The following is a 19,357-nucleotide window of genomic DNA, read 5'->3' as shown; positions in this document are numbered from 1 at the left end:
CTGTTTTTTTGGTTTAGTCACATCCGCCGCTACCACCTGAATCACCACCGCAGGAGGCATCAGAAGCGTGATGTGTATACGAATCAGTATAGTTACTGGTTGTTGAACTGTGATGTGCAGAATGCTTAGAAGATGAACGCTTATCTTTTGGTGTAAACATGTGAGCGGTAATGGCGCCTAAAGTAGCTAGTATGATGATGATAACAAACATGATGTATCCCTCCTCTTGTTTCATATTCATACGTTTGAGCCATAACAAAGTTCCCGGTCGGAAAGAAAAACTGGGCAAAGAGTTCTATTTTCGTTTATGATGATAGGCAAAAGTAATTGACCAAGGGAGGGGAGTCTATGTTATCTCTACGTCAGGAGGAGCTGTTGAGGCGGTTAATGCAGGCAGAGCAGGAGCTGACAGGTGAAGAAATTGCACGCCTGATAGGCGTCACATCACGAACAGTTCGAACAGATATGAAAGCGCTTAAATCAGTATTAGAAGTACACGGGGCAACACTTCATATGAAACGTGGAGCAGGGTATACATTGACTGTCGAAGATTATGGAGCATTTCGTACTTTTTTGAAAAACTCAATGAGAGAAAGAAATGAAAAAAAGAATCAAGTTATTCCAAATCAGCCGGAGGATCGTATCTCTTATTTATTGAGAAGGCTTTTATTGTCCGAAGACTATATGAAATTAGATGAATTGGCCGAGGAATTATTTGTGAGTGAATCTACTGTGAAAAATGACCTGAAAGCAGTCAAGCATCTATTTTCTTTACATGGACTTTCTGTTGCACACCGACCTAAATATGGACTGAGGCTGACTGGAGATGAAATGAAATTAAGGTATTGTCTAGCTGAGCATGTGTTTCAGCAGGAGCATCCGAACCCTGCCCTTTTACCTGAAGAAACGTATCAATTGATTCAAGATATGGTGCGTTCACGTACAAAGGCAAGCGGCCTTCATGTGTCAGAGATCGGTTTAAGCAACTTAGTGACACATATCGCCATTGCGTGCAAACGAATTGAAGAGAAAAAATTGGTGATGATGCCGGAAGGAGAACTCAAAGACATTCAAACACAGCCCGCTTTTCAAGTGGCGAGGCAAATGGCAGAAGATATGCGTCACGTGCTCGGTATAGATTTTCCATTATCTGAAATGGCCTATATTGCGATTCATTTAATGGGTGCAAAAATGATGGCGTATGGAGAAACGGGCCACACGCTATTTCACATGCTTGATGAAGAGCATTTCCGTTTAACTCACCAATTACTTGGTTATGTCGAAGAGCACATGTCACTTGATATTCAGACGGACAAGGAATTGATTGTGGGACTAAGTCTTCACCTGAGATCAGCGATTCATCGGTTCCGATATGATATGAACATCCGTAACCCCTATTTATCAGACATAAAAAGGCATTATCCGATTGCTTTTGAAGCAGGTGTCTATATGGGAAGATGGTTGAAGGAAAATGAGAATGTAGAGATTCATGAAGATGAAATCGGATATTTGGCGCTGCATATTGGTGCTGCCATAGAGCGGACAAAAACTCAGACTGTGAGAAAAAAATGCTTGATTGTGTGCGCAACGGGTGTCGCGAGCAGTCAGCTTCTTCTCCATAAGCTGAAGGCCGCCTTTAGCGAAAGGCTAGAGATTGCTGGAACTGCAAGTGTCAGTGACCTTTTGTCGTATGACTTGAGAAGTATCGATTTGATCATTAGTACCATCCCGCTTCAGAACACACTACCTGTGCCAGTGATTGATGTACATACGATCCTCAGTGAAGACGATATGTCGAGGCTGAAACGATTTGTGCAGGGGTCACAAGAAATGGGTGTCTTGCGATATATCAGTCCGAAGATGACTTTTTTTCAGCAAGATCTACAAACAAGGGAAGAGGTGCTTCAATTTTTCGTGACTGTATTGCAGGAACAAAACCGAATCCCGGATGATTTTGAACAGCTATTGTTGGAAAGAGAGGAAGTGTCGCCTACGTCGTTCGGTCATTTGGTCGCGATCCCTCACCCAATCAAACCGGCAACAGATGATACGTTTTGTGCGATCTGTACGTTGAGGAAACCAGTGCTGTGGGGCGACGATCGGGTACAGGTCGTCTGTTTGTTAAGTATACAGAAGACGTATCAGAAAGAATTGCAGTCACTTTATCAATTTCTTGTGCGTTTGACAGAGCAGAAGGAAGTGGTGGAGCAAATCATCAAAGCTGCTTCATTTGAAGAACTGACGGCGGCGCTGCACGTGTTGGAACAGCCAGATGAAAAAAAAGGATACCCATTTCCGCATCTGTGAGGAAAAAGATTGGATGTTAATGAAAGCGCTTTTAAAATAACATCAAAAAGGAGGATGATCACGAGTTTTTGTAAAGGGGGAGACGGATCATGAGCTTTAAAGAGAGAGCGGCCGACGTCATGGGACATGTCGCTTATCGTATTACAAATCAGAAATATATTATGTCGATTAAGCAAGCATTTGTCACATTAATGCCAATTATCATTACGGGGGCATTTGCTGTACTGGTCGCAAATATGATCATGAGCCCGGAAACGGGGCTTGCCCATTTTGAGATATTCAGGTTTTTAGCAGAGCTTCAGCCAATTATGAAGGCAATCAATTATGCCACGCTGAACTTTTTAACGATCGGGGCTGTGTTCCTTATCGGGATTGAGCTCGGGAAAATCAATGGACACAAATCATTGTTCCCAGGATTAATGGCATTGATTTCATTTATATCCGTTATTCCGACGACACTTCTTCTTGAAGTCGATGGATCAATGCGTGAGGTTGTCGATGTGCTGGCGAGGCAATTCTCCGATCCAAAAAGCTTATTTTTGGGTATGATCATTGCCATCGTCTCTGTAGAGATCTTTTGTAAGCTTACCGAGGTGAAGTGGCTGCAAATTAAGATGCCAGATTCTGTTCCATCAAATGTGGCGACGTCTTTTTCTTCACTTTTCCCATCAATTATTACGATTACAATCATTAGTTCATTCGGGTTTGCGTTTCATCGTGTGACAGGCATTTATTTGCATGAAGCGGTGTATAACGTCGTGCAGCGTCCGCTTGAAAGTGTTGTGCAGGGACTGCCTGGTATTTTAACGTTAATGTTTGTGGCTCAATTTTTCTGGGTGATCGGTATTCATGGCAACCAAATGATTAAACCGATTCGCGAGCCGCTGTTATTAGGATCAATTGCAGTGAATATGACAGCATTTCAAGAGGGCAAAGAGATTCCAAATATTATCACGATGCCATTTTGGGATGTGTATATGAGCATTGGTGGTTCGGGTGTGACGATTGGTCTGTTGATCGCCATTTTTATAGCAGGAAGAAGAGAAGAGATGCGGAGCATTGCCAAGCTTTCATCAGGACCTGGACTGTTTAACATCAATGAACCAGTTATTTTCGGATTACCTGTCATGTTGAACCCTGTGATGGCAATTCCGTTTATCGTTACACCACTCGTGACAGGTACGATTGGTTATATCGCAACCGCTACAGGTTTTGCGGGGAAAGCGGTGGTGATGGTGCCGTGGACGACACCTCCGATTGTGAATGCTTGGCTGTCTACCGCTGGCAGTATGGGGGCTGTCATCACACAGCTTATCTGTATTGTTGTCGCTGTTTTCATCTATTTACCTTTTGTCCTCTTATCCAACCGGAAGCCAGAATCAGCACCTGATTCAGAATAGAAGGAGGGCTCATGAATGAACATGCAATTTAGATGGTATGGCAAAGAAGATCCTGTCTCCCTTTCATATATTCGGCAAATTCCCGGCATGAAAGGGATTGTCAGTGCAGTCTATGATGTGCCGGCTGGTGATCTGTGGCCGGAGGAAAGTATTGCTCATTTAAAAGCGGAAATCGAACGTCACGATCTTGCTTTTGAAGTCGTAGAAAGTCTCCCGGTCCATGAAGATATTAAGCTGGGAAAGCCTAGCCGAGATGTTTATATCGAGCATTATCAAGAAAATATCCGGAGATTAGCAAGGCATGGTGTGAAGGTCATTTGTTATAACTTCATGCCAGTCCTTGATTGGACACGAACACAGCTCGATTTCCCACTAGCTGATCAATCGACGACCCTTGTTTATTTTCAGCATCAGCTTGAACAGATGGATATAGAAAAAGATCGACTTTCCTTACCAGGATGGGATACGTCTTATACGCAGGAAGAAATGAGAAAGTTGATGGCTGCATACAGGGCATTGGGTGCGGAAGGGTTGTTTGAGAACCTAGACTATTTCTTGGGAAATATCCTTCCAGTTGCAGCGGAAGAGAACATGAACATGGCACTGCATCCAGATGACCCTTCTTGGAACATATTTGGTCTATCCCGCATTGTCAGTTGTGAAGAACAAATAGATCGTATCCTTCAGCTCGATGAACGCTCACAGCATGGACTGACCTTTTGTTCCGGTTCCCTAGGCTGTAATGCTAAAAATGATGTTCCTGCACTTGCGAGAAAGTATGCCAAAAAAGGGCGTATACACTTTGCTCATTTACGCAATGTCAATTTGTATGAAAACGGTGATTTTGAAGAGTCGGCACACCTGTCGTCAGCAGGCAGCCTCGATATGGGAGCGATTGTGAACGCATTGTTTAAGGAAGGATTTGCTGGCTATGTCCGGCCAGATCATGGACGAATGATCTTTGGTGAGACGGGCAGACCTGGCTATGGATTATACGACCGGGCACTTGGAGCTATGTATTTACAAGGGATGTGGGAAGGACTTCAAATTCACACGAAGAAAGGTCAGGTGGCAACATGAACAAAATCGACATACCCAATGACTTTATTCTAGGTGCTGCGGCTTCTGCTTGGCAGACAGAGGGTTGGAAAGGGAAGAAACCGCATCAGGATTCGTATATAGACCTTTGGTATAAGGAGGGGTATCACGTATGGCACGAAGGATACGGACCAGCGGGAGCAACGAATTTTTACGAGCGCTATCCTGAAGATGTAGCCCTTATGAAGGAAATTGGGTTATCTCATTACCGGACATCGATCAATTGGTCGAGGTTTCTCATAGATTACGAGAATGGAATTGTAGATGAGGCCTATGCTCGTTATATTGATGATTTCATCAATGAATTACTTGAAGCAGGTGTAGAGCCGATGTTTTGCTTAGAGCATTATGAGCTTCCTGCCGTTTTACTTGAAAAGTACGGCGGCTGGTCATCTAAACATGTTGTCGATCTGTTTGTTCTCTATGCAGAAAAGGTGTTTGAACGCTATGGAGACCGGGTCAAACATTGGTTTACCTTTAATGAACCAATTGTTGTTCAGACTCGTGTGTATCTAGATGCTATTCGTTATCCTTTCGAGCAAAATACGAAGAAGTGGATGCAGTGGAACTATCATAAAGCCTTGGCGACAGCAAAAGTGGTGAAGCTGTTTCAGGAAATGGGCTTGAAGGAATCAGCCGGTGCAAAAATCGGGGTCATTCTCAATCCAGAAGTGACGTATGCGAGATCGACTGCGTCACATGATCAAGAAGCTGCCCGCATGTATGATTTGTTTTTTAATCGAGTGTTCTTAGATCCCTCCATTAAAGGCGAGTATCCAGAAGAACTGCTTGATGTATTGAAAAAGCATGACATTCTTTTCGATGCAACGGAAGAAGAGCTTCAGATCATTAAAGATCATACAGTCGATGTGGTCGGTCTTAATTTATACTATCCGCATCGCGTTAAGGCACCTAGCAAGGCTTGGAACGAAAATACACCGTTTCATCCATCTTATTATTACGATCTATTTGAGCTCCCAGGGAGAAAAATGAATCCATTCAGAGGTTGGGAAATCTATCCGAATATTGTCTATGATATGGGTATGAGAATAAAAGAGGAATACGGGAATATCGAGTGGTTTGTGGCTGAAAACGGTATGGGGGTCGAGCAGGAAGAACGGTTTAAAAACGAAGACGGCATCATTGATGATCAGTACCGAATTTCATTTATCAGTCAGCATTTGAAAAAAGCCCTTCAAGCGAAAAAAGAAGGTTCAAACTGCAAGGGATATATGCTGTGGGCTTTTACGGATAATGTCTCACCGATGAATGCATTCAAGAATCGCTACGGATTAGTAGAGATCCAGCTGGAGAATGAACGGAATCGTCAGATGAAAGCGTCAGGATACTGGTACAAGACATTAATCCAAACGAGGAAATTAAGGGATGAACCAGATTTTATTTATCAATAGGAGTGATGGGATATGAAGCGAATCATTCTCGCTTGTGCAGCAGGAATGTCAACGTCGATTGTGGTATCTAAAATGAAGGCAGCCGCAGAAGGAAAAGGGCTGGATTATGAAATTTATGCGATACCTGAAGGGGCCATTGCGGACGAATTAGAAGAGCATGGGGACGATGTAAAGGTCATTTTGCTAGGGCCGCAAGTTAGCTTTATGAGAAAGGCAGCAGAAAAAACAGCGGCACCTTATCATATACCTGTCGATGTGGTAAATGTAAGATTATATGGAACAGCGAATGGAGAAAAAATTCTAGAACATGCACTGAAACTAGCAAATGAATCTTGAGCAATCGGAGGAGAAGCAGATGACGGTATTAGAGGAAATGCAGGGAGCAGCCTTTCAAATCATTGCCCATGCAGGTGAGGCACGAAGCCATTATGTAGAAGCCATTCGTCTAGCAAGAGCGGATGACTTTGAAGCAGCGCAGCAGTTGATTGAAAAAGGGGAGGAAGCGTTTCGAAGCATCCATGACCTGCACTTGTCACTGATACAAAAAGAGGCGGCAGGGGAACAGCTTCCCTTTTCTTTACTGCTCATACATGCAGAAGACCAAATGCTCACAACAGAGACCATCCATCTGCTTGCCATTGAAATGATCGAAATGTGTAAAAAAATGAATACCCTGTCAAAATAGATATAGTTATTAACCAATTTCTGTTATAATCATTCGATAGATAAAGAGAAAGCAGGATTGGTGAATGAAAAAAACATGTATGTGGCTTGCAGTTGGTCTAGTCATGCTGCTCATTTCGGGCTGTATGGGTACGAAACAGCAAACAGAAGGAAACCAGCAAGCCATCAAAGAGGTAAAGGGTCAAGTACAAACGAAAGAAACAACAGAAACGCAGCAAATTGAAGCGGCAGAGATAGACAAACAAAACTGGATTCAGCAAAAGGAACCCGTTGCACTTCCAATCTTGATGTATCACAGCATTTCTAGGGGTAATTCTTTACGTGTGCCAAAAAGCGAATTTGCGGCTCATATGAAGTGGCTGAAAGACAACGGCTATGTCACGCTGTCGCCGAAAGAGGCATATCAAGTTCTCGCGACCAATTCGACACCAAGTGAAAAGTATGTTCTTATCACATTTGACGATGGATATACGGATAACTACACAAAGGCATTTCCGATTTTAAAGGAATATGGAATGAAAGCCACGATTTTTATGATCGAGCAGTCCATCGGCCGCCCGCATCATTTAACCGATGCCCAAATGGATGATATGGTGGCGCATGGTATTTCAATAGAGAGTCACACCATTCATCATTTAGAGCTCAATCGTTTATCACAGAAGCAGCAGGAAGAAGAATTAAAAGGATCGAAGGTATTCTTTGACCAGCGGTTTTCCCAACAAACGGTCATGGTCAGCTATCCGGTCGGTCGCTATAACGAAGACACGCTGAAGCTGGCGAAGGAAGCAGGATATGAAATGGCTGTAACCACTGAACCAGGACATGCGAAAAAGGAACAAGGCATGATGTCCTTACACCGCCTGCGCATTTCACCGGGACTTTCACCCGAAAGCTTTGGCAGGCTGATAGAGGGAAATTGATCAATATTAGATCACAGATGTTTCACATGAAACATTTTACGACACGTTTCGTGGATTAAATACGATTTGTTTGAGATAAATGTATGCAGAAAGAATCAGTTTTTTATATACTGATTCTTTTTTATTTAACTTAATAAGGTCTTACAGTTGCCAATAGAAAGTAGGAGGGCTTAGAAGAAAAGTACAGGTTATTATACTTGAAAGTTATTTTGAGTGTTGTTCAGTATATTTGATTCATTGCATAACAAAAAGCTGTATAATTTATTTGAAATAATGAAAATTCTGCATTTGAAATGAATAAGTAAGATTAAAAAATAAGCTTAACTATGGTAACAAATTGTTACTTATGGTAACATATTGTTGCACAAGTTTTTTGTTCAACTCGGACTAAGTTGAACTAGTTTTCAAACTGAAGCACGAGAGCTTCAAGGTGAATTTCTTGAACGTTCACCATACAACTGAAAAGAAATTTAATTTGGGCACTCGGCTGACTACCGTGTGCTTTTTCTATGTATAAATTTAAAATGTGAGGAATACACTGAAATAATATGAAAAAATAAAGCAGCCCTCCAAAAAACAGAAACGAGATAGAACCAGCATTACCTTGACTAGGGGTAATGAAGGTGCCGCTTTATTTTTCATTATCATCTTAAGGGTTCATTCAGAACGTTCTCTTATCTAAAATCCATATGATGAACTGGACTAGAGTTCGGATTGAATTTAAGATAAGGAACCAAAGCTTGTACTTACAGGTACAAGCTTTTTTCTTTTTGTTTTTGCGTCTCTCAACGCGTGAACGCACAAGTTTTGTTCTCAAACTGACCCCTCCTTTCTAGGCATAAAAACACCTTTAGTATGGAAGGGGGGAGGACTATCGTTTGCAACACGTTTCTATGTATATTTTACCATCTTTCCTATTTAATGACGAATAGCACCTTGTTGTTTCCTCTCTGTTTTTCTTTGCGTTTCATTCATAAAACTCCATATGTGTTTTCTCTAGTTTGTAATAATCCAATCGATCTTTCAAGGTTCCTGTATGAAATTCAAATTTATGTCCATCAGGGTCTGTGAAATAAATCGACTTCTGATCTCTTTCGTCTCTTGGCCGGCTTGGTAAGATGTTGACGTTCAAATCTTTTAGTTTGTTATACATTGGATCTACATCCTCCTCATCAATAGAAAAAGCGATGTGTGTGTAAGAGTGATGGATGTCTTGACGAGGAATGTCTTTTTCTACATTGAGGGCAAGCCACAGGCCGTTCAAATCAAAGTAAGCTGTCGTTCTGCCCTTTGTTAACAATTTGGCATTAAAGACTTTTGTGTAAAAATCAATAGATGTCTCTAAATCAGAAACAGAAAATAATAAATGGTTTATTCCTTTGATGTTCAATTTAATCACCTCAAATTCAATGATGAGAAAAAAGCTTGCAGACTCAATCTACAAGCTTTGTTGTTTATTGATAAACCGGATAACCCGTTATCTTTATATCTTTTCCCAGCGGTTCAAGAGAGAGTTGATCCAGTTCAATTGCATCACTCATGAGGCGTATGCCTTCGCCTCCGAAAAAAGAAGGAGAGAGTCGTCCGCCAATGAGCTTGGGCGCCATGTAGATGACGAGTTTATCGACCAGCTGCTGCTCTAAAAATGAGGCATTGATTTGTCCGCCGCCTTCAATCATCAGGGAGGAGATATTTCTTTCTCCGAGCACTTGAAGTACTTCTTGTAAGGGCACCCGGATATCGCTATCCGTCATGATGACACTGACGCCAGCTGCTTCTAAAGCGGCTCGTTTTTCTTCATCGGCTTGTTTTGTTGTAAAGATCCATGTTGGCGCCATTTGATCCGTGACCACCTTTGCTGTCAGCGGGATAGACAGTTTAGAGTCTAAGACAATTCGAATCGGATGATGACCGTTTGGAATGCGTGCTGTTAATGAAGGATCGTCGTGAATGACGGTTTGCGCACCGACCAAGATCGCATCGTTGATACTGCGAATGTGATGTGCATCATAACGGGACGTCTCTGATGTAATCCACTTGCTGTCAGACGTAGCAGATGCAATTTTTCCGTCTAACGTAATGCCTGCTTTGAGTGTCACGAAAGGCGTTTTTTTCGTAATAAAGTGGTTGAACACCTCATTCATGAGAATGGATTCTTGCTCCATGACGCCTGTGATGACTTGAATGCCTGCATCTTGTAAAATGGCAATCCCACGCCCGGCAACAAGCGGGTTCGGATCCAGTGCAGCAACGACGACTTTTTCTACGCCAGCTTTCACAAGTGCTTCAGCGCATGGGCCTGTGCGGCCATGGTGGGAACAAGGCTCTAGTGTCACATAGATCGTGGCGCCTTTTGCCTTGTCTCCAGCCATTTTAAGTGCATGAATTTCTGCATGTGGTTCGCCGGCCTTCATGTGCGCCCCGACCCCAACAATTTCATTTTCTCGCACAATCACAGCCCCGACGAGCGGATTAGGAGATGTCTGACCTTTCATTGCTTCGGCATTTTCAAGGGCTAGTTTCATATATCGCTCATGATGTGGCAATCGTACGCACCTCTTGATCCGCCTTCATATGACCTGAGCGGTTAATTTTTGTCTGCAAGTATTTTTCATTGAACTCAGAGACATCACCCCAAAGTGGAATCCGTCCAGAAAGAGAAAGGCCTGCATGACTGATAGCATCGGTCTTTTTCGGATTATTGGTAATAAGTCTGACTGGCTTTGTACGCAATGTTTGAAGAACAGCAATCGCTTCTTCATATTGACGAGTATCATCTTCAAAGCCCAGTGCTTCGTTTGCTTCTACTGTATCGTAGCCGTTTTCTTGCAAGATGTAGGCCATGGCTTTACTGAAAAGACCGATCCCGCGTCCTTCATGGTTGGCTAAATAAAACAGTGCGCCTGCTCCATTGTCCTCAATCATCCGCATAGACTGTTTCAATTGGAACCCGCAATCGCAGCGTTTGCTTCCGAAAATATCGCCGGTGTGGCAGATGGAATGCATGCGGATCAGCGCTTCGTCAGCATGCTCGAAATCTCCGTAAACAAGGACACTTGATTGCTGGTGATCTGCAAGTTCACGGGAGGAAAGGCTTTCGATTAAAGCTTCATCTGATAATGGTTCTTTCCCGTCATCTTTTAACCATGAATACCAGTTAAACATGACCGTTCTACCGTCTAAATTCACTGGCAGTTTAATAGGTCCAGTGATATATATAAATCCGTCTTCTTGCTGTACTCGTTTGATTTTATCTTTTAAAATGGCTGTTTTAACCTCTGTGTGTTTGTCCATATTCTGCACCTTCTTTTTTGTCTGTTTCTTCAATCTGTAAACGAACGAGAACGCCAAATGGATCAATAAATTCGTTACTTTTTCCTGTCGTGTTCATGTGAACGCCTGCTTTTGTCAGACGTTCGACGACGGACGTTCTATCGCTTTCTTTTGGGAAAACCAGTGTATAGTTTCTAATTCCTGAAAAACGTGGATCTATGGCTCCTTTTCTCCCTCGTCCCCATGCATTAAAGGCAAGGTGGTGATGATAGACGCCACCAGCAACGAATAAGCTGGCTGGGGGAGCCATTCGGATATGAAAACCGAGCGTGTTCACATAAAAGGAATCGGCTTCTTCTGGGTTGAGATGGAAATGCAAGTGTCCCATGACTGTACCAGCCGGGAGTCCATCCCAGGTGGAATCAGCGGCTTCTTGCAGGAGACCATCTCCATCAAGCGGAGCATTTCCGCCACCTTTCAGCTCTCCATGCTCACCTACCCATATGTCCTGAGGACGATCAGCATAAATCTCAACGCCGATGCCATCTGGATCACTTAAATAAATGGCTTCACTGAAAAAGTGATCGCTCGCTCCAATTAAAGGATAGCCTTTTTTGATCACATGCGCCAGCCATGTGCCCAGGTTTTTTCTGGTAGGTAATAAAACCGCAAAATGATAAAGTCCTGGCTCATGATCCGGCTTCTCTTTCAGCTGCACATCTTCTTTCAGCACAAGGATTGGTTCCTTTGCGTTGCTGCCAAGCGTGACAGTAGAATCCGTCTGTTCTAATAAAGTAAAACCTAAAATGTCTGTATAAAAAGGCAAAGAACGCTCAAAGCTGGACACATGTAATTCTGTTACACCTAATCTTACCTGCTCTATTGTATTCAAAGCTCGGTCATCTCCTTCATGTTATATGCATCTGCATGTTCAATGGTTTATTGAAAATTGATAAAAATGATCACCTTGTTACTTTTAGTAACTAAACTATATAATAGTTAGTGACTTATTTCAAGTAATTAATTATGTTATAATGAAAAAAAGTAGAGAAAAGCAGGAGGGAGTAAAGTATGGCTCAAGTAGATGGCTGCCCAATTACAGATGCCATGGAGATTTTAGGGAAGAAGTGGGTGATTCTCATCATCAATCAGCTTTTGACAGGGCCAAAACGTTTTTGTCAGCTAGAAAATGAAATGAACATCAGCGGACGGTTATTATCAGAAAGGCTGAAAGATTTAGAAGCTGAAGGTCTTGTTGAGAAAAAAGTATATCCCGACATTCCCGTGCGGATTGAATATGAACTAACAGAACAAGGAAAGAAAATTGAACCAGTCATACGGGAAATGTATGCTTGGTCTTTAGAGCGAAAAAATAGTGAAAAGGGTGAACATGTCCCTTCTTAATCGATTTCGATCAGTGCCCCTGATCGATTTTTTTTTTGTGATTTTCCAGAAATCTAAGTCAATAGTATGAAAAATGATGTTGACAATAAATTCATTCATCATATAATATCAAGGAGAAGAGGGTTCTTTTCCCTGTAATGGAATGGGGAGGTTATGCCATGGTATCATGAATGGGACAGATTACCTAAACCGTGTATCACTACATCATGTAGCAGCAGACATCTTTGACTTGTCGAAAGCAAAGATTTATTTTTTAAACTCAATTGATAATGATTATCATAATCATTTATGAGTGTGATTCATACGCTGATAAAGGTTATTTTTTTTATTGTCTATTGAGAATAATTATCAATATCATTTAGGAGGATATATATGAAATCACTTCGTTCAGCATCACACGTCTTATTATTCTTTAGCTTTGTTCTATTGTTTGCTCTAGCCCCGGTTAGCTCTGCCTCAGCAGCAGACTTAGCAGATGGTCAATATTCAGCACAATATGTGGTATGGAAAGCAGACAGTGATTCAACGTCAACAGCAAATACGTATTTTGAAAAACCAGCTAAGCTTGTTGTGAAGGACGGAAAAATCAAAGCGCAAGTCACGTTAACGAACAGCTCTTGGATTACAAGCTTTAAAACATTGGATCAAGGTGTCTACAAAGATGCGAAGGTGATCAGTACAAACACAGCTGCTAATAAGAGAACGGTAGAGTTCAATGTCAACAGCCTGACAGATGTTGTACCAGCTAAAGTGAGTGTGACTGTACCGGTCATTGGATATACAGGCAATTACGATATTCGCATCAAGTTTGATGCAGCAACTGTTCAATAAAAAGGGAGGAAATTCATCTGATGAAAAAATGGATCAGGATGCCAGCCTTTGTGGCTGCATTATTGCTGGCACTTATACTGCCTTTTTCAAATGCACAGGCTGCCTCATTAAATGATGGTACATACTCCGTCAATTACACTGTGATGAAGGCCGAAGGAACTGCCGTTTCGATGGCAAATGATTACTGGCTGAAGCCGGCAAAAGTGATCGTGAAAAATGGCAAGCTGACTGTGCAAATGACCATTAAAAACAGCAGCTGGGTAACGGAATTTAAAGTGCCGGGAAATGGTGGCTATGTCGATACGACGGTTCTATCAACGAATAAGAAAGCCAATACAAGGCTTGTTCAATTCCAAGCACAGAGTTTGTCTAAACCAATCAAGTCAAAAATCCATGTCACAGTCAAATCGGCTGATTATGATCACGACTATACCATCCAGCTGAAATTCGATGAAAGCAGCATCAAGTCACTTTCTTCTGACAGTTCAAAAGAAACAGCAGGTGCAGCAAAACATCAAGAATCATCAAAAGAAACAACCAAAACAACTGATTCATCCACCAAAACAAAACAAGAAGAAAATCCTCAAACTGGTGATACAAGCCAGATGGGATGGCTCCTTGTGCTTGTCTTATGTTCAGGCGGGTTTTTAGCGAGAAAGTGGATCATCAAGCATTAACGGAAGGAAGTGACATCTTTTGAAACGTCTTTTTCATCTACAGACAGCTATTCTGCTCGTTTTATTCAGTTTGTTGACTGCGTTTCAGCTGCCTCAAGGAACGGCTCAGGCGGCATCATTGGTTGATGGTGAATATACGGCCGGATTCACCATTTTAAAAAATGGCAGCACTGAAGCATCCATGATGGATACGTATACAGAAAAGCCAGCTAAGCTCATCATCGAAAATGGCAAGACGACTGCCTATCTTACGCTGAAGCAAAGCAAAGAAATCACAGATTTCAAGGTCGAACAAAATGGCTCTCTCGTCACCACTGAAACGGTCAGTGAAGATGAGACAGCGAATACGCGTGTGATCAAATTTGATGTAGCCGATGTATCAGCCAAATTAAATGGCTGGGTCAAAATTTACTGGGACTTAGGCGGCTTTATTTATGATGAGGCGTATGACGTACAGATCGCTTTCGATCAGAGCAGTCTCACACTTGTCACGCCTGCGAAGCCAGACGATAGTGAAACAACACCTGATGATCAAAACGGTACGACGCCAGGCGACAGCGAAACAACACCAGATGATCAAAATGGTACGACGCCAGGCGACAGCGAAACAAAGCCGGATGATCAAAGTGGCACGACGCCAGGCGACAGCGAAACAAAGCCAGATGATCAAAACGGCACAACACCAGTTGATTCGACGCAGAACCAATTAAAAGATGGTGTGTATCGTATCAACTACAGTGTGCTGAAGGGCGATGAGGATGAGGCATCTCGGATGAGCCAATACTTCTCACATCCAGCATCGTTAACCGTTAAAAATGGAACGCAAACCGTTTCCTTTACGGTGAAGGATCATACGTCAGTTGATTCTTTGAAAATAGAGAAAAACGGTTCTTATCAAGAAGTGAAAAACGTGAGCACAGATCAAGCAAAGAACACAAGAGTGGCTTCATTTGAAGTGTCTGATCTGAAAAAAGCAGTTAACGGAAAAGTACACATTGTAGTAGCAGCCGCTCACTATGATCAAACGTACGATATTCGTTTTCAATTTGATTCAAAAAGTATCGTTCCACTGAAGGACGGTCAAATAGAGGAAGAAACACCGGCTACACCAGAAACACCAAAACCAAATAAACCAGCACCAGACACAACGAACGGCGGAACGAATCAAGAGACAGTTCAGCTAAAAGACGGGGTGTACAAGCTTCCTTTTTCAATGAAGAAAGCAGACAAAGATGAGCTTTCTCGCATGAACGATTACGTCGTGAGCCCTGCGACATTGGTGGTGAAAAATGGCCGCCATTTCGTTTCATACACTGTGAAGAACAGCTCAGCCATCACGTCGTTCCAAGTAGGAACCGGCGGTAAATTTGAAGAGACGCTAGTTGCAAAGGCTGATCAAAAAGCAGATACACGAGTGATTCAATATGAAGCAAAAAGTTTGAGTAGTGATCAGGCAGCACGCGTGAAAATTGACATTCCAGCTGCCAATTATCATGAGCAGTATGATGTCAAACTTGTTTATGATACGAAAGGCATCGCAAGTGGTGAAGGAAGCGGAATTGCGACGGTGATCGGAGACGATGAGAGCATCGGATTTGTAAAAAATCCAAATGATCACGATTCTCAACCAAGCCAGCTTGTGAATCTCGCCCCTGAGGAAACGGGTGCAGAGCAGATGACCTTTACGCCATCAGATGACCAAACCAAGTCTGAGACAGGTCAGCTGAACCCAAAAACAGGAGATACTTCACTTCTTTGGGTGTACATTCTTTTATTCGGCGGATCACTATTCGTGCTCGTCAGAAAGTATCAAACTCGTACAAGATAAAGAATCTATTTTAAGTGAGGTGCGCCATTCATCTCGGCGCATCCACTTCCTTTTTTTCGAAAGGAGGCTTCCGTTTTTTGAAGCATCGAATGTTATGTACCCTGATCACGGCTCTATGTGTGTGCGTCTTCTTAGCAGGCTGCTCACAATCAGCTGAAAGCGCAGCGAAAGGCAAAAAAAATGCAGCATCAAGTGCCCGCATTGTGGCAACGACTGTAGCTGCTGCTGAGATCATGGATGCGCTAGAGGTGGATCTTGTCGGGGTGCCAACAAGTCAAAAATCCTTGCCGGCTCGATACAAAGGACTCCCAGCAGTCGGTAACCCAATGAGCCCGGACATGGAAATCATCCAATCACTTCAACCGACAGATGTCCTGTCTGTCACGACCCTTCAATATGATTTAGAAACGCCTTTTCAACAAGCTTCTGTCCCTGCGACATACCTCAACCTTGAGAGCCTGGACAAGATGGAGAACGCCATCACAAAGCTTGGAGAAAAATATGATAGAAAGACACAAGCGAAACGCATTGTGGATGATTTTGAACAAAAAAAGAAAGACGTACAAGAGAGAACGAAGGGAAAGACGAAGCCATCCGTTCTCATTTTGCTTGGTGTACCAGGCAGTTATTTAGTGGCAACAGAGAATTCCTATATCGGTGATCTTGTGCGTATTGCAGGAGGAAAGAACATCGTAAAAGGTGAGAAAATGGAGTATTTGGCATCCAATACGGAGTATTTACAAAAAGCCAATCCAGATATCATTCTCCGAGCTGCACATGGGATGCCGGATGAAGTCGTCAAAATGTTTGATCAAGAATTTAAAACAAATGATATTTGGAAACATTTTAATGCGGTCAAACAAGACCGGGTGTACGACCTCGAAGAAAGCTTATTCGGGACAACAGGCAACTTAAAGGCAGCAGAGGCATTAGATGAATTGACTCGTATGTTGTACCCGTCATAAGCGGCGAATCTTAATGATAAAAGGACGTTCAAGATGAAAAAAACAGGGATTTTATTTCTGATAGTCAGTCTCTTACTAGCCGGCGTATTTATTTATTCCGCCATTACGGGGAGCATTCATGTTACACCGATTGAATTATTGGAAGGGCTTATGACCGGTCAACATGCACAGGTAGAAATCATTAAAGATTTAAGAATCCCCCGCATGCTCATTGCGATGTTTACAGGGGCGGCTTTATCTGTCTCCGGTGTCCTCTTGCAGTCTGTGATGAGGAATCCATTAGCAGATGCCGGTGTTATTGGTATTTCATCGGGAGCTAGCTTCTTTTCTTTAATGGCAATTACAGCGCTTCCTCAATTTTATTTCTATTCTCCTTTATTTTCAGTTTTAGGCGGGGCAATTGCCTGCTTCCTCGTATACGTGTTGTCTTGGAAAGGCGGCTTAAGCCCGATTCGAATGATTCTGGTGGGGATCGCCATCAATGCCATGTTTACAGGGATGGCAGAAGCGTTTGTGACCATTTGCAGCTATTTCAATATCACCATTAATCAGTCGGGGCAGTCGAATCTGACGATGAAAACGTGGGGAGATGTCCGTTTAATCGGTGTCTATGGCCTCATTGGGCTTGTGGTTGCGCTTTTCTTTAGCAGATGGTGTAACTTGCTTGCCCTTCAAGATAAGACGGCGAAAAACTTAGGATTGCGTGTGACCAGAATGCGCCTTTTGATTTCAATCACGGCGGTGTTATTAGCAGCGGTGACTGCTGCGGTAGCGGGCGTGATTGCCTTTGTCGGTTTGCTCATTCCCCATATCTCTAGAAGGCTCGTCGGTTCGGACCACCGGGTACTGATTCCATTTTCTGCGTTAAGCGGGGCCTTGCTCATTTTGACGGCTGATACGCTCGGCAGAACGCTTGTGGCACCAAATGAAATCCCTGCTTCTACAATCATGGCTGTCATTGGCGGGCCGTTTCTGATCTTTTTATTAAGAAGGGGGGATCGTCTGCATGGACATTCGTGAGGTGTCGTTTTCCTATGATCGACAGAGGGACATTGTTCAATCGGTCACCACGAAGATCGAAAAAGGGAAAATTACGACCATTATCGGTCCAAATGGCTCGGGCAAATCCACGCTGCTTTCCTTGATGGCACATAACCATTGTCCACATAAAGGACAGATTCATTTAGATGGACAAGAGCTGAATGCGTTCAAGCCAAGGGAACTCGCGAGAAAGCTGGCAGTCGTACATCAGCAAAATGAAGCGCCGCTCGATTTAACGATCGAACGAGTCGTGGCATTTGGGAGAACGCCCTACCAGACGATGCGCGGCAGTGACAAGGAAGAGGATGAGAAAGCAATTGAGTGGGCACTGTCCTGTACAAAGCTGACGGATAAGCGAAAGGTGCCTCTCGCCTCATTGTCAGGTGGAGAACGACAACGTGTATGGATTGCCATGGCTTTAGCGCAAAAAACACCGATCCTTTTCTTAGATGAACCGACGACTTATTTGGATATGTATTATCAATTTGACATTCTGGAGCTCATTCGAGAGCTCAATGTCGAGCATGGATTAACCATCGTGATGGTCCTGCACGATATGAATCAGGCGATTCGCTATAGTGATGTCATCATCGCCATGAAAGATGGACAAATTATTCGCGAAGGACGGCCAAATGATGTGTTAACAGAAGAGATGGTGCGGCACATTTATCATGTGTCCGTCACAATTAAGCAGGATGCAGAAACAGGGATGTATATCGTGCCTGTAGGCATATAAGTTGTGCAAAAAGCAGGTGAGACAGTGTGAAACGAGGGAGAAGGATCGGGCAGCGAATGCTGACGATCGTCTGTTTAGGTGTTTTTCTATATAGCGGTACTGCCATTGGCTTGGAGCTCTTTGGCTATTATCAAAATCGTCAGGTGCTTGCAAAGGCTCAGACACTTTACACACACGAGGATGGAATGAAACAGCGAAAACCTGGAGAAATCCGTCAGTCATTTGATGATTTGCGAAAGGTGAATCAAGACATTGTCGGTTGGATTGATATGAAGGACACGATGATTCAGTATCCAATTGTTCAGTCAAACGATAATGCATTCTATTTAACTCGTAATTATGTAAGGGATGACACACGGGCAGGCAGTATCTTTATGGATTATCGTAATGACGTCTTGCATGAAAGTCCCAATACAGTGGTGTACGGTCACCGGATGAGGGATGGGTCTATGTTTGCTGGTCTCACAAACTATTTAAAAAAAGATTTCTTCCAAGATCATCGCACATTTCAGTACGATACGCTGTACCAAAGCTATGAAGCAGAGATTTTTGCTGTGTATGAAACGACAGTCGACTTTGATTATATTCAGACTGATTTTCAGGATCTTGGTGAATATGCACACTACTTGCAAGCTGTTCGTAAGAAGTCCATCTATCAAACGAAAACAGACGTATCCACAGATGACTTGATTCTCACATTATCGACCTGTGATCATGTGCTGGCACCTAAAAACAAACGTCTCGTGGTACAGGCGAAGCTAAAGAAAGTTTACTAGAAAAG

20 protein-coding genes are annotated in these 19,357 nt (G+C 42.9%); 15 read left to right on the top strand and 5 right to left on the bottom strand.

Translation table 11 applies throughout. The features are described 5' to 3' along the window. Positions 1 to 13: 13 nt before the first annotated feature. Entirely contained in the window at positions 14 to 211 is a 198-nt protein-coding gene (locus ACSBQP_RS12700) for a hypothetical protein (RefSeq protein WP_203143845.1), read from the bottom strand. A 137-nt stretch (positions 212 to 348) separates the two neighbouring features. Between ACSBQP_RS12700 and ACSBQP_RS12695 the strand changes: the two genes are divergently transcribed. From ACSBQP_RS12695 to ACSBQP_RS12665, 7 genes are all read left to right on the top strand, one after another. Continuing rightward, positions 349 to 2,307 carry a BglG family transcription antiterminator gene (locus tag ACSBQP_RS12695; protein WP_435028461.1) on the top strand — a complete coding sequence of 653 codons (1,959 nt, stop codon included), beginning with the start codon at positions 349 to 351 and terminating at the stop codon, positions 2,305 to 2,307. Between the two features lie 89 nt (positions 2,308 to 2,396). Then, a complete protein-coding gene (locus ACSBQP_RS12690) occupies positions 2,397 to 3,707 on the top strand; it encodes a PTS sugar transporter subunit IIC (RefSeq protein WP_099496949.1) in 1,311 nt (436 codons plus the stop codon). A gap of 15 nt (positions 3,708 to 3,722) precedes the next feature. Then, on the top strand, positions 3,723 to 4,787 hold the full coding sequence (locus ACSBQP_RS12685) for a mannonate dehydratase (RefSeq protein WP_056704066.1): 1,065 nt from the start codon (positions 3,723 to 3,725) through the stop codon (positions 4,785 to 4,787). Then, positions 4,784 to 6,217, top strand: coding sequence for a glycoside hydrolase family 1 protein (locus ACSBQP_RS12680; RefSeq protein ID WP_050826743.1), 1,434 nt, complete (start codon positions 4,784 to 4,786; stop codon positions 6,215 to 6,217). Before ACSBQP_RS12685 ends, ACSBQP_RS12680 begins: the two co-directional genes overlap by 4 nt. 12 nt (positions 6,218 to 6,229) lie before the next feature. Next, positions 6,230 to 6,553, top strand: coding sequence for a PTS sugar transporter subunit IIB (locus ACSBQP_RS12675; protein ID WP_008345616.1), 324 nt, complete (start codon positions 6,230 to 6,232; stop codon positions 6,551 to 6,553). A 19-nt stretch (positions 6,554 to 6,572) separates the two neighbouring features. Then, positions 6,573 to 6,902: a PTS lactose/cellobiose transporter subunit IIA gene (locus tag ACSBQP_RS12670; protein WP_008345614.1), complete on the top strand. Its 330-nt coding sequence runs from the start codon at positions 6,573 to 6,575 to the stop codon at positions 6,900 to 6,902. A 64-nt stretch (positions 6,903 to 6,966) separates the two neighbouring features. Further along, positions 6,967 to 7,821 carry a polysaccharide deacetylase family protein gene (locus ACSBQP_RS12665; protein WP_144683320.1) on the top strand — a complete coding sequence of 285 codons (855 nt, stop codon included), beginning with the start codon at positions 6,967 to 6,969 and terminating at the stop codon, positions 7,819 to 7,821. 967 nt (positions 7,822 to 8,788) lie between these two features. On the opposite strand, the gene fosM is transcribed toward ACSBQP_RS12665, so the two are convergent. The 4 genes from fosM to ACSBQP_RS12645 all read right to left on the bottom strand — a co-directional run bounded on the left by fosM (position 8,789) and on the right by ACSBQP_RS12645 (position 11,986). Then, positions 8,789 to 9,211 carry a FosM family fosfomycin resistance protein gene (fosM, locus tag ACSBQP_RS12660; protein ID WP_041091552.1) on the bottom strand — a complete coding sequence of 141 codons (423 nt, stop codon included), beginning with the start codon at positions 9,209 to 9,211 and terminating at the stop codon, positions 8,789 to 8,791. A 64-nt stretch (positions 9,212 to 9,275) separates the two neighbouring features. After that, a complete protein-coding gene (gene ribD, locus ACSBQP_RS12655; protein ID WP_019743883.1) occupies positions 9,276 to 10,367 on the bottom strand; it encodes a bifunctional diaminohydroxyphosphoribosylaminopyrimidine deaminase/5-amino-6-(5-phosphoribosylamino)uracil reductase RibD in 1,092 nt (363 codons plus the stop codon). After that, entirely contained in the window at positions 10,354 to 11,115 is a 762-nt protein-coding gene (locus tag ACSBQP_RS12650) for a GTP cyclohydrolase II (protein ID WP_008345606.1), read from the bottom strand. Before ACSBQP_RS12650 ends, ribD begins: the two co-directional genes overlap by 14 nt. Then, positions 11,093 to 11,986 carry a VOC family protein gene (locus ACSBQP_RS12645; protein WP_435028460.1) on the bottom strand — a complete coding sequence of 298 codons (894 nt, stop codon included), beginning with the start codon at positions 11,984 to 11,986 and terminating at the stop codon, positions 11,093 to 11,095. Before ACSBQP_RS12645 ends, ACSBQP_RS12650 begins: the two co-directional genes overlap by 23 nt. 179 nt (positions 11,987 to 12,165) lie before the next feature. On the opposite strand from ACSBQP_RS12645, the gene ACSBQP_RS12640 reads away from it, so the two are divergent. The 8 genes from ACSBQP_RS12640 to srtB all read left to right on the top strand — a co-directional run bounded on the left by ACSBQP_RS12640 (position 12,166) and on the right by srtB (position 19,352). Next, positions 12,166 to 12,498, top strand: a complete 333-nt coding sequence (locus ACSBQP_RS12640; protein WP_007497926.1) for a winged helix-turn-helix transcriptional regulator — start codon at positions 12,166 to 12,168, stop codon at positions 12,496 to 12,498. Positions 12,499 to 12,870: 372 nt separating this feature from the next. Next, a complete protein-coding gene (locus tag ACSBQP_RS12635; RefSeq protein ID WP_035702539.1) occupies positions 12,871 to 13,329 on the top strand; it encodes an NEAT domain-containing protein in 459 nt (152 codons plus the stop codon). A gap of 20 nt (positions 13,330 to 13,349) precedes the next feature. Continuing rightward, positions 13,350 to 14,006: a heme uptake protein IsdC gene (gene isdC / locus ACSBQP_RS12630; RefSeq protein ID WP_035702537.1), complete on the top strand. Its 657-nt coding sequence runs from the start codon at positions 13,350 to 13,352 to the stop codon at positions 14,004 to 14,006. A gap of 19 nt (positions 14,007 to 14,025) precedes the next feature. Beyond that, on the top strand, positions 14,026 to 15,834 hold the full coding sequence (locus ACSBQP_RS12625; RefSeq protein WP_435028459.1) for an NEAT domain-containing protein: 1,809 nt from the start codon (positions 14,026 to 14,028) through the stop codon (positions 15,832 to 15,834). 77 nt (positions 15,835 to 15,911) lie between these two features. Beyond that, positions 15,912 to 16,799 (top strand): heme ABC transporter substrate-binding protein IsdE, encoded by an 888-nt coding sequence (gene isdE / locus ACSBQP_RS12620; protein ID WP_035702532.1) that lies wholly within the window; start codon positions 15,912 to 15,914, stop codon positions 16,797 to 16,799. A 33-nt stretch (positions 16,800 to 16,832) separates the two neighbouring features. Continuing rightward, positions 16,833 to 17,819 carry a FecCD family ABC transporter permease gene (locus ACSBQP_RS12615; RefSeq protein WP_017368325.1) on the top strand — a complete coding sequence of 329 codons (987 nt, stop codon included), beginning with the start codon at positions 16,833 to 16,835 and terminating at the stop codon, positions 17,817 to 17,819. Beyond that, a complete protein-coding gene (locus ACSBQP_RS12610; protein WP_024719523.1) occupies positions 17,806 to 18,576 on the top strand; it encodes an ABC transporter ATP-binding protein in 771 nt (256 codons plus the stop codon). Before ACSBQP_RS12615 ends, ACSBQP_RS12610 begins: the two co-directional genes overlap by 14 nt. 26 nt (positions 18,577 to 18,602) lie before the next feature. Next, complete coding sequence (srtB, locus tag ACSBQP_RS12605) at positions 18,603 to 19,352, top strand: class B sortase (RefSeq protein ID WP_052320544.1); 750 nt, start codon at positions 18,603 to 18,605, stop codon at positions 19,350 to 19,352. Positions 19,353 to 19,357 lie beyond the last annotated feature (5 nt).

Source organism: Bacillus sp. G402 (assembly GCF_051172515.1).
In the GTDB taxonomy this organism is placed as follows: Bacteria; Bacillota; Bacilli; order Bacillales; family Bacillaceae; genus Bacillus; species Bacillus altitudinis.
Note: the sequence above shows the minus strand (reverse complement) of the source record. Positions and strands in the feature narration are given on the sequence as shown.

Bases quoted from the DNA above. Each gene is read 5' to 3' on its own strand.
- ACSBQP_RS12700 (WP_203143845.1), bottom strand. From the start codon at position 211: ATGTTTGTTATCATCATCATACTAGCTACTTTAGGCGCCATTACCGCT.
- ACSBQP_RS12695 (WP_435028461.1), top strand. From the start codon at position 349: ATGTTATCTCTACGTCAGGAGGAGCTGTTGAGGCGGTTAATGCAGGCA.
- ACSBQP_RS12690 (WP_099496949.1), top strand. From the start codon at position 2,397: ATGAGCTTTAAAGAGAGAGCGGCCGACGTCATGGGACATGTCGCTTAT.
- ACSBQP_RS12685 (WP_056704066.1), top strand. From the start codon at position 3,723: ATGAACATGCAATTTAGATGGTATGGCAAAGAAGATCCTGTCTCCCTT.
- ACSBQP_RS12680 (WP_050826743.1), top strand. From the start codon at position 4,784: ATGAACAAAATCGACATACCCAATGACTTTATTCTAGGTGCTGCGGCT.
- ACSBQP_RS12675 (WP_008345616.1), top strand. From the start codon at position 6,230: ATGAAGCGAATCATTCTCGCTTGTGCAGCAGGAATGTCAACGTCGATT.
- ACSBQP_RS12670 (WP_008345614.1), top strand. From the start codon at position 6,573: ATGACGGTATTAGAGGAAATGCAGGGAGCAGCCTTTCAAATCATTGCC.
- ACSBQP_RS12665 (WP_144683320.1), top strand. From the start codon at position 6,967: ATGAAAAAAACATGTATGTGGCTTGCAGTTGGTCTAGTCATGCTGCTC.
- ACSBQP_RS12650 (WP_008345606.1), bottom strand. From the start codon at position 11,115: ATGGACAAACACACAGAGGTTAAAACAGCCATTTTAAAAGATAAAATC.
- ACSBQP_RS12640 (WP_007497926.1), top strand. From the start codon at position 12,166: ATGGCTCAAGTAGATGGCTGCCCAATTACAGATGCCATGGAGATTTTA.
- ACSBQP_RS12635 (WP_035702539.1), top strand. From the start codon at position 12,871: ATGAAATCACTTCGTTCAGCATCACACGTCTTATTATTCTTTAGCTTT.
- isdC (WP_035702537.1), top strand. From the start codon at position 13,350: ATGAAAAAATGGATCAGGATGCCAGCCTTTGTGGCTGCATTATTGCTG.
- ACSBQP_RS12615 (WP_017368325.1), top strand. From the start codon at position 16,833: ATGAAAAAAACAGGGATTTTATTTCTGATAGTCAGTCTCTTACTAGCC.
- ACSBQP_RS12610 (WP_024719523.1), top strand. From the start codon at position 17,806: ATGGACATTCGTGAGGTGTCGTTTTCCTATGATCGACAGAGGGACATT.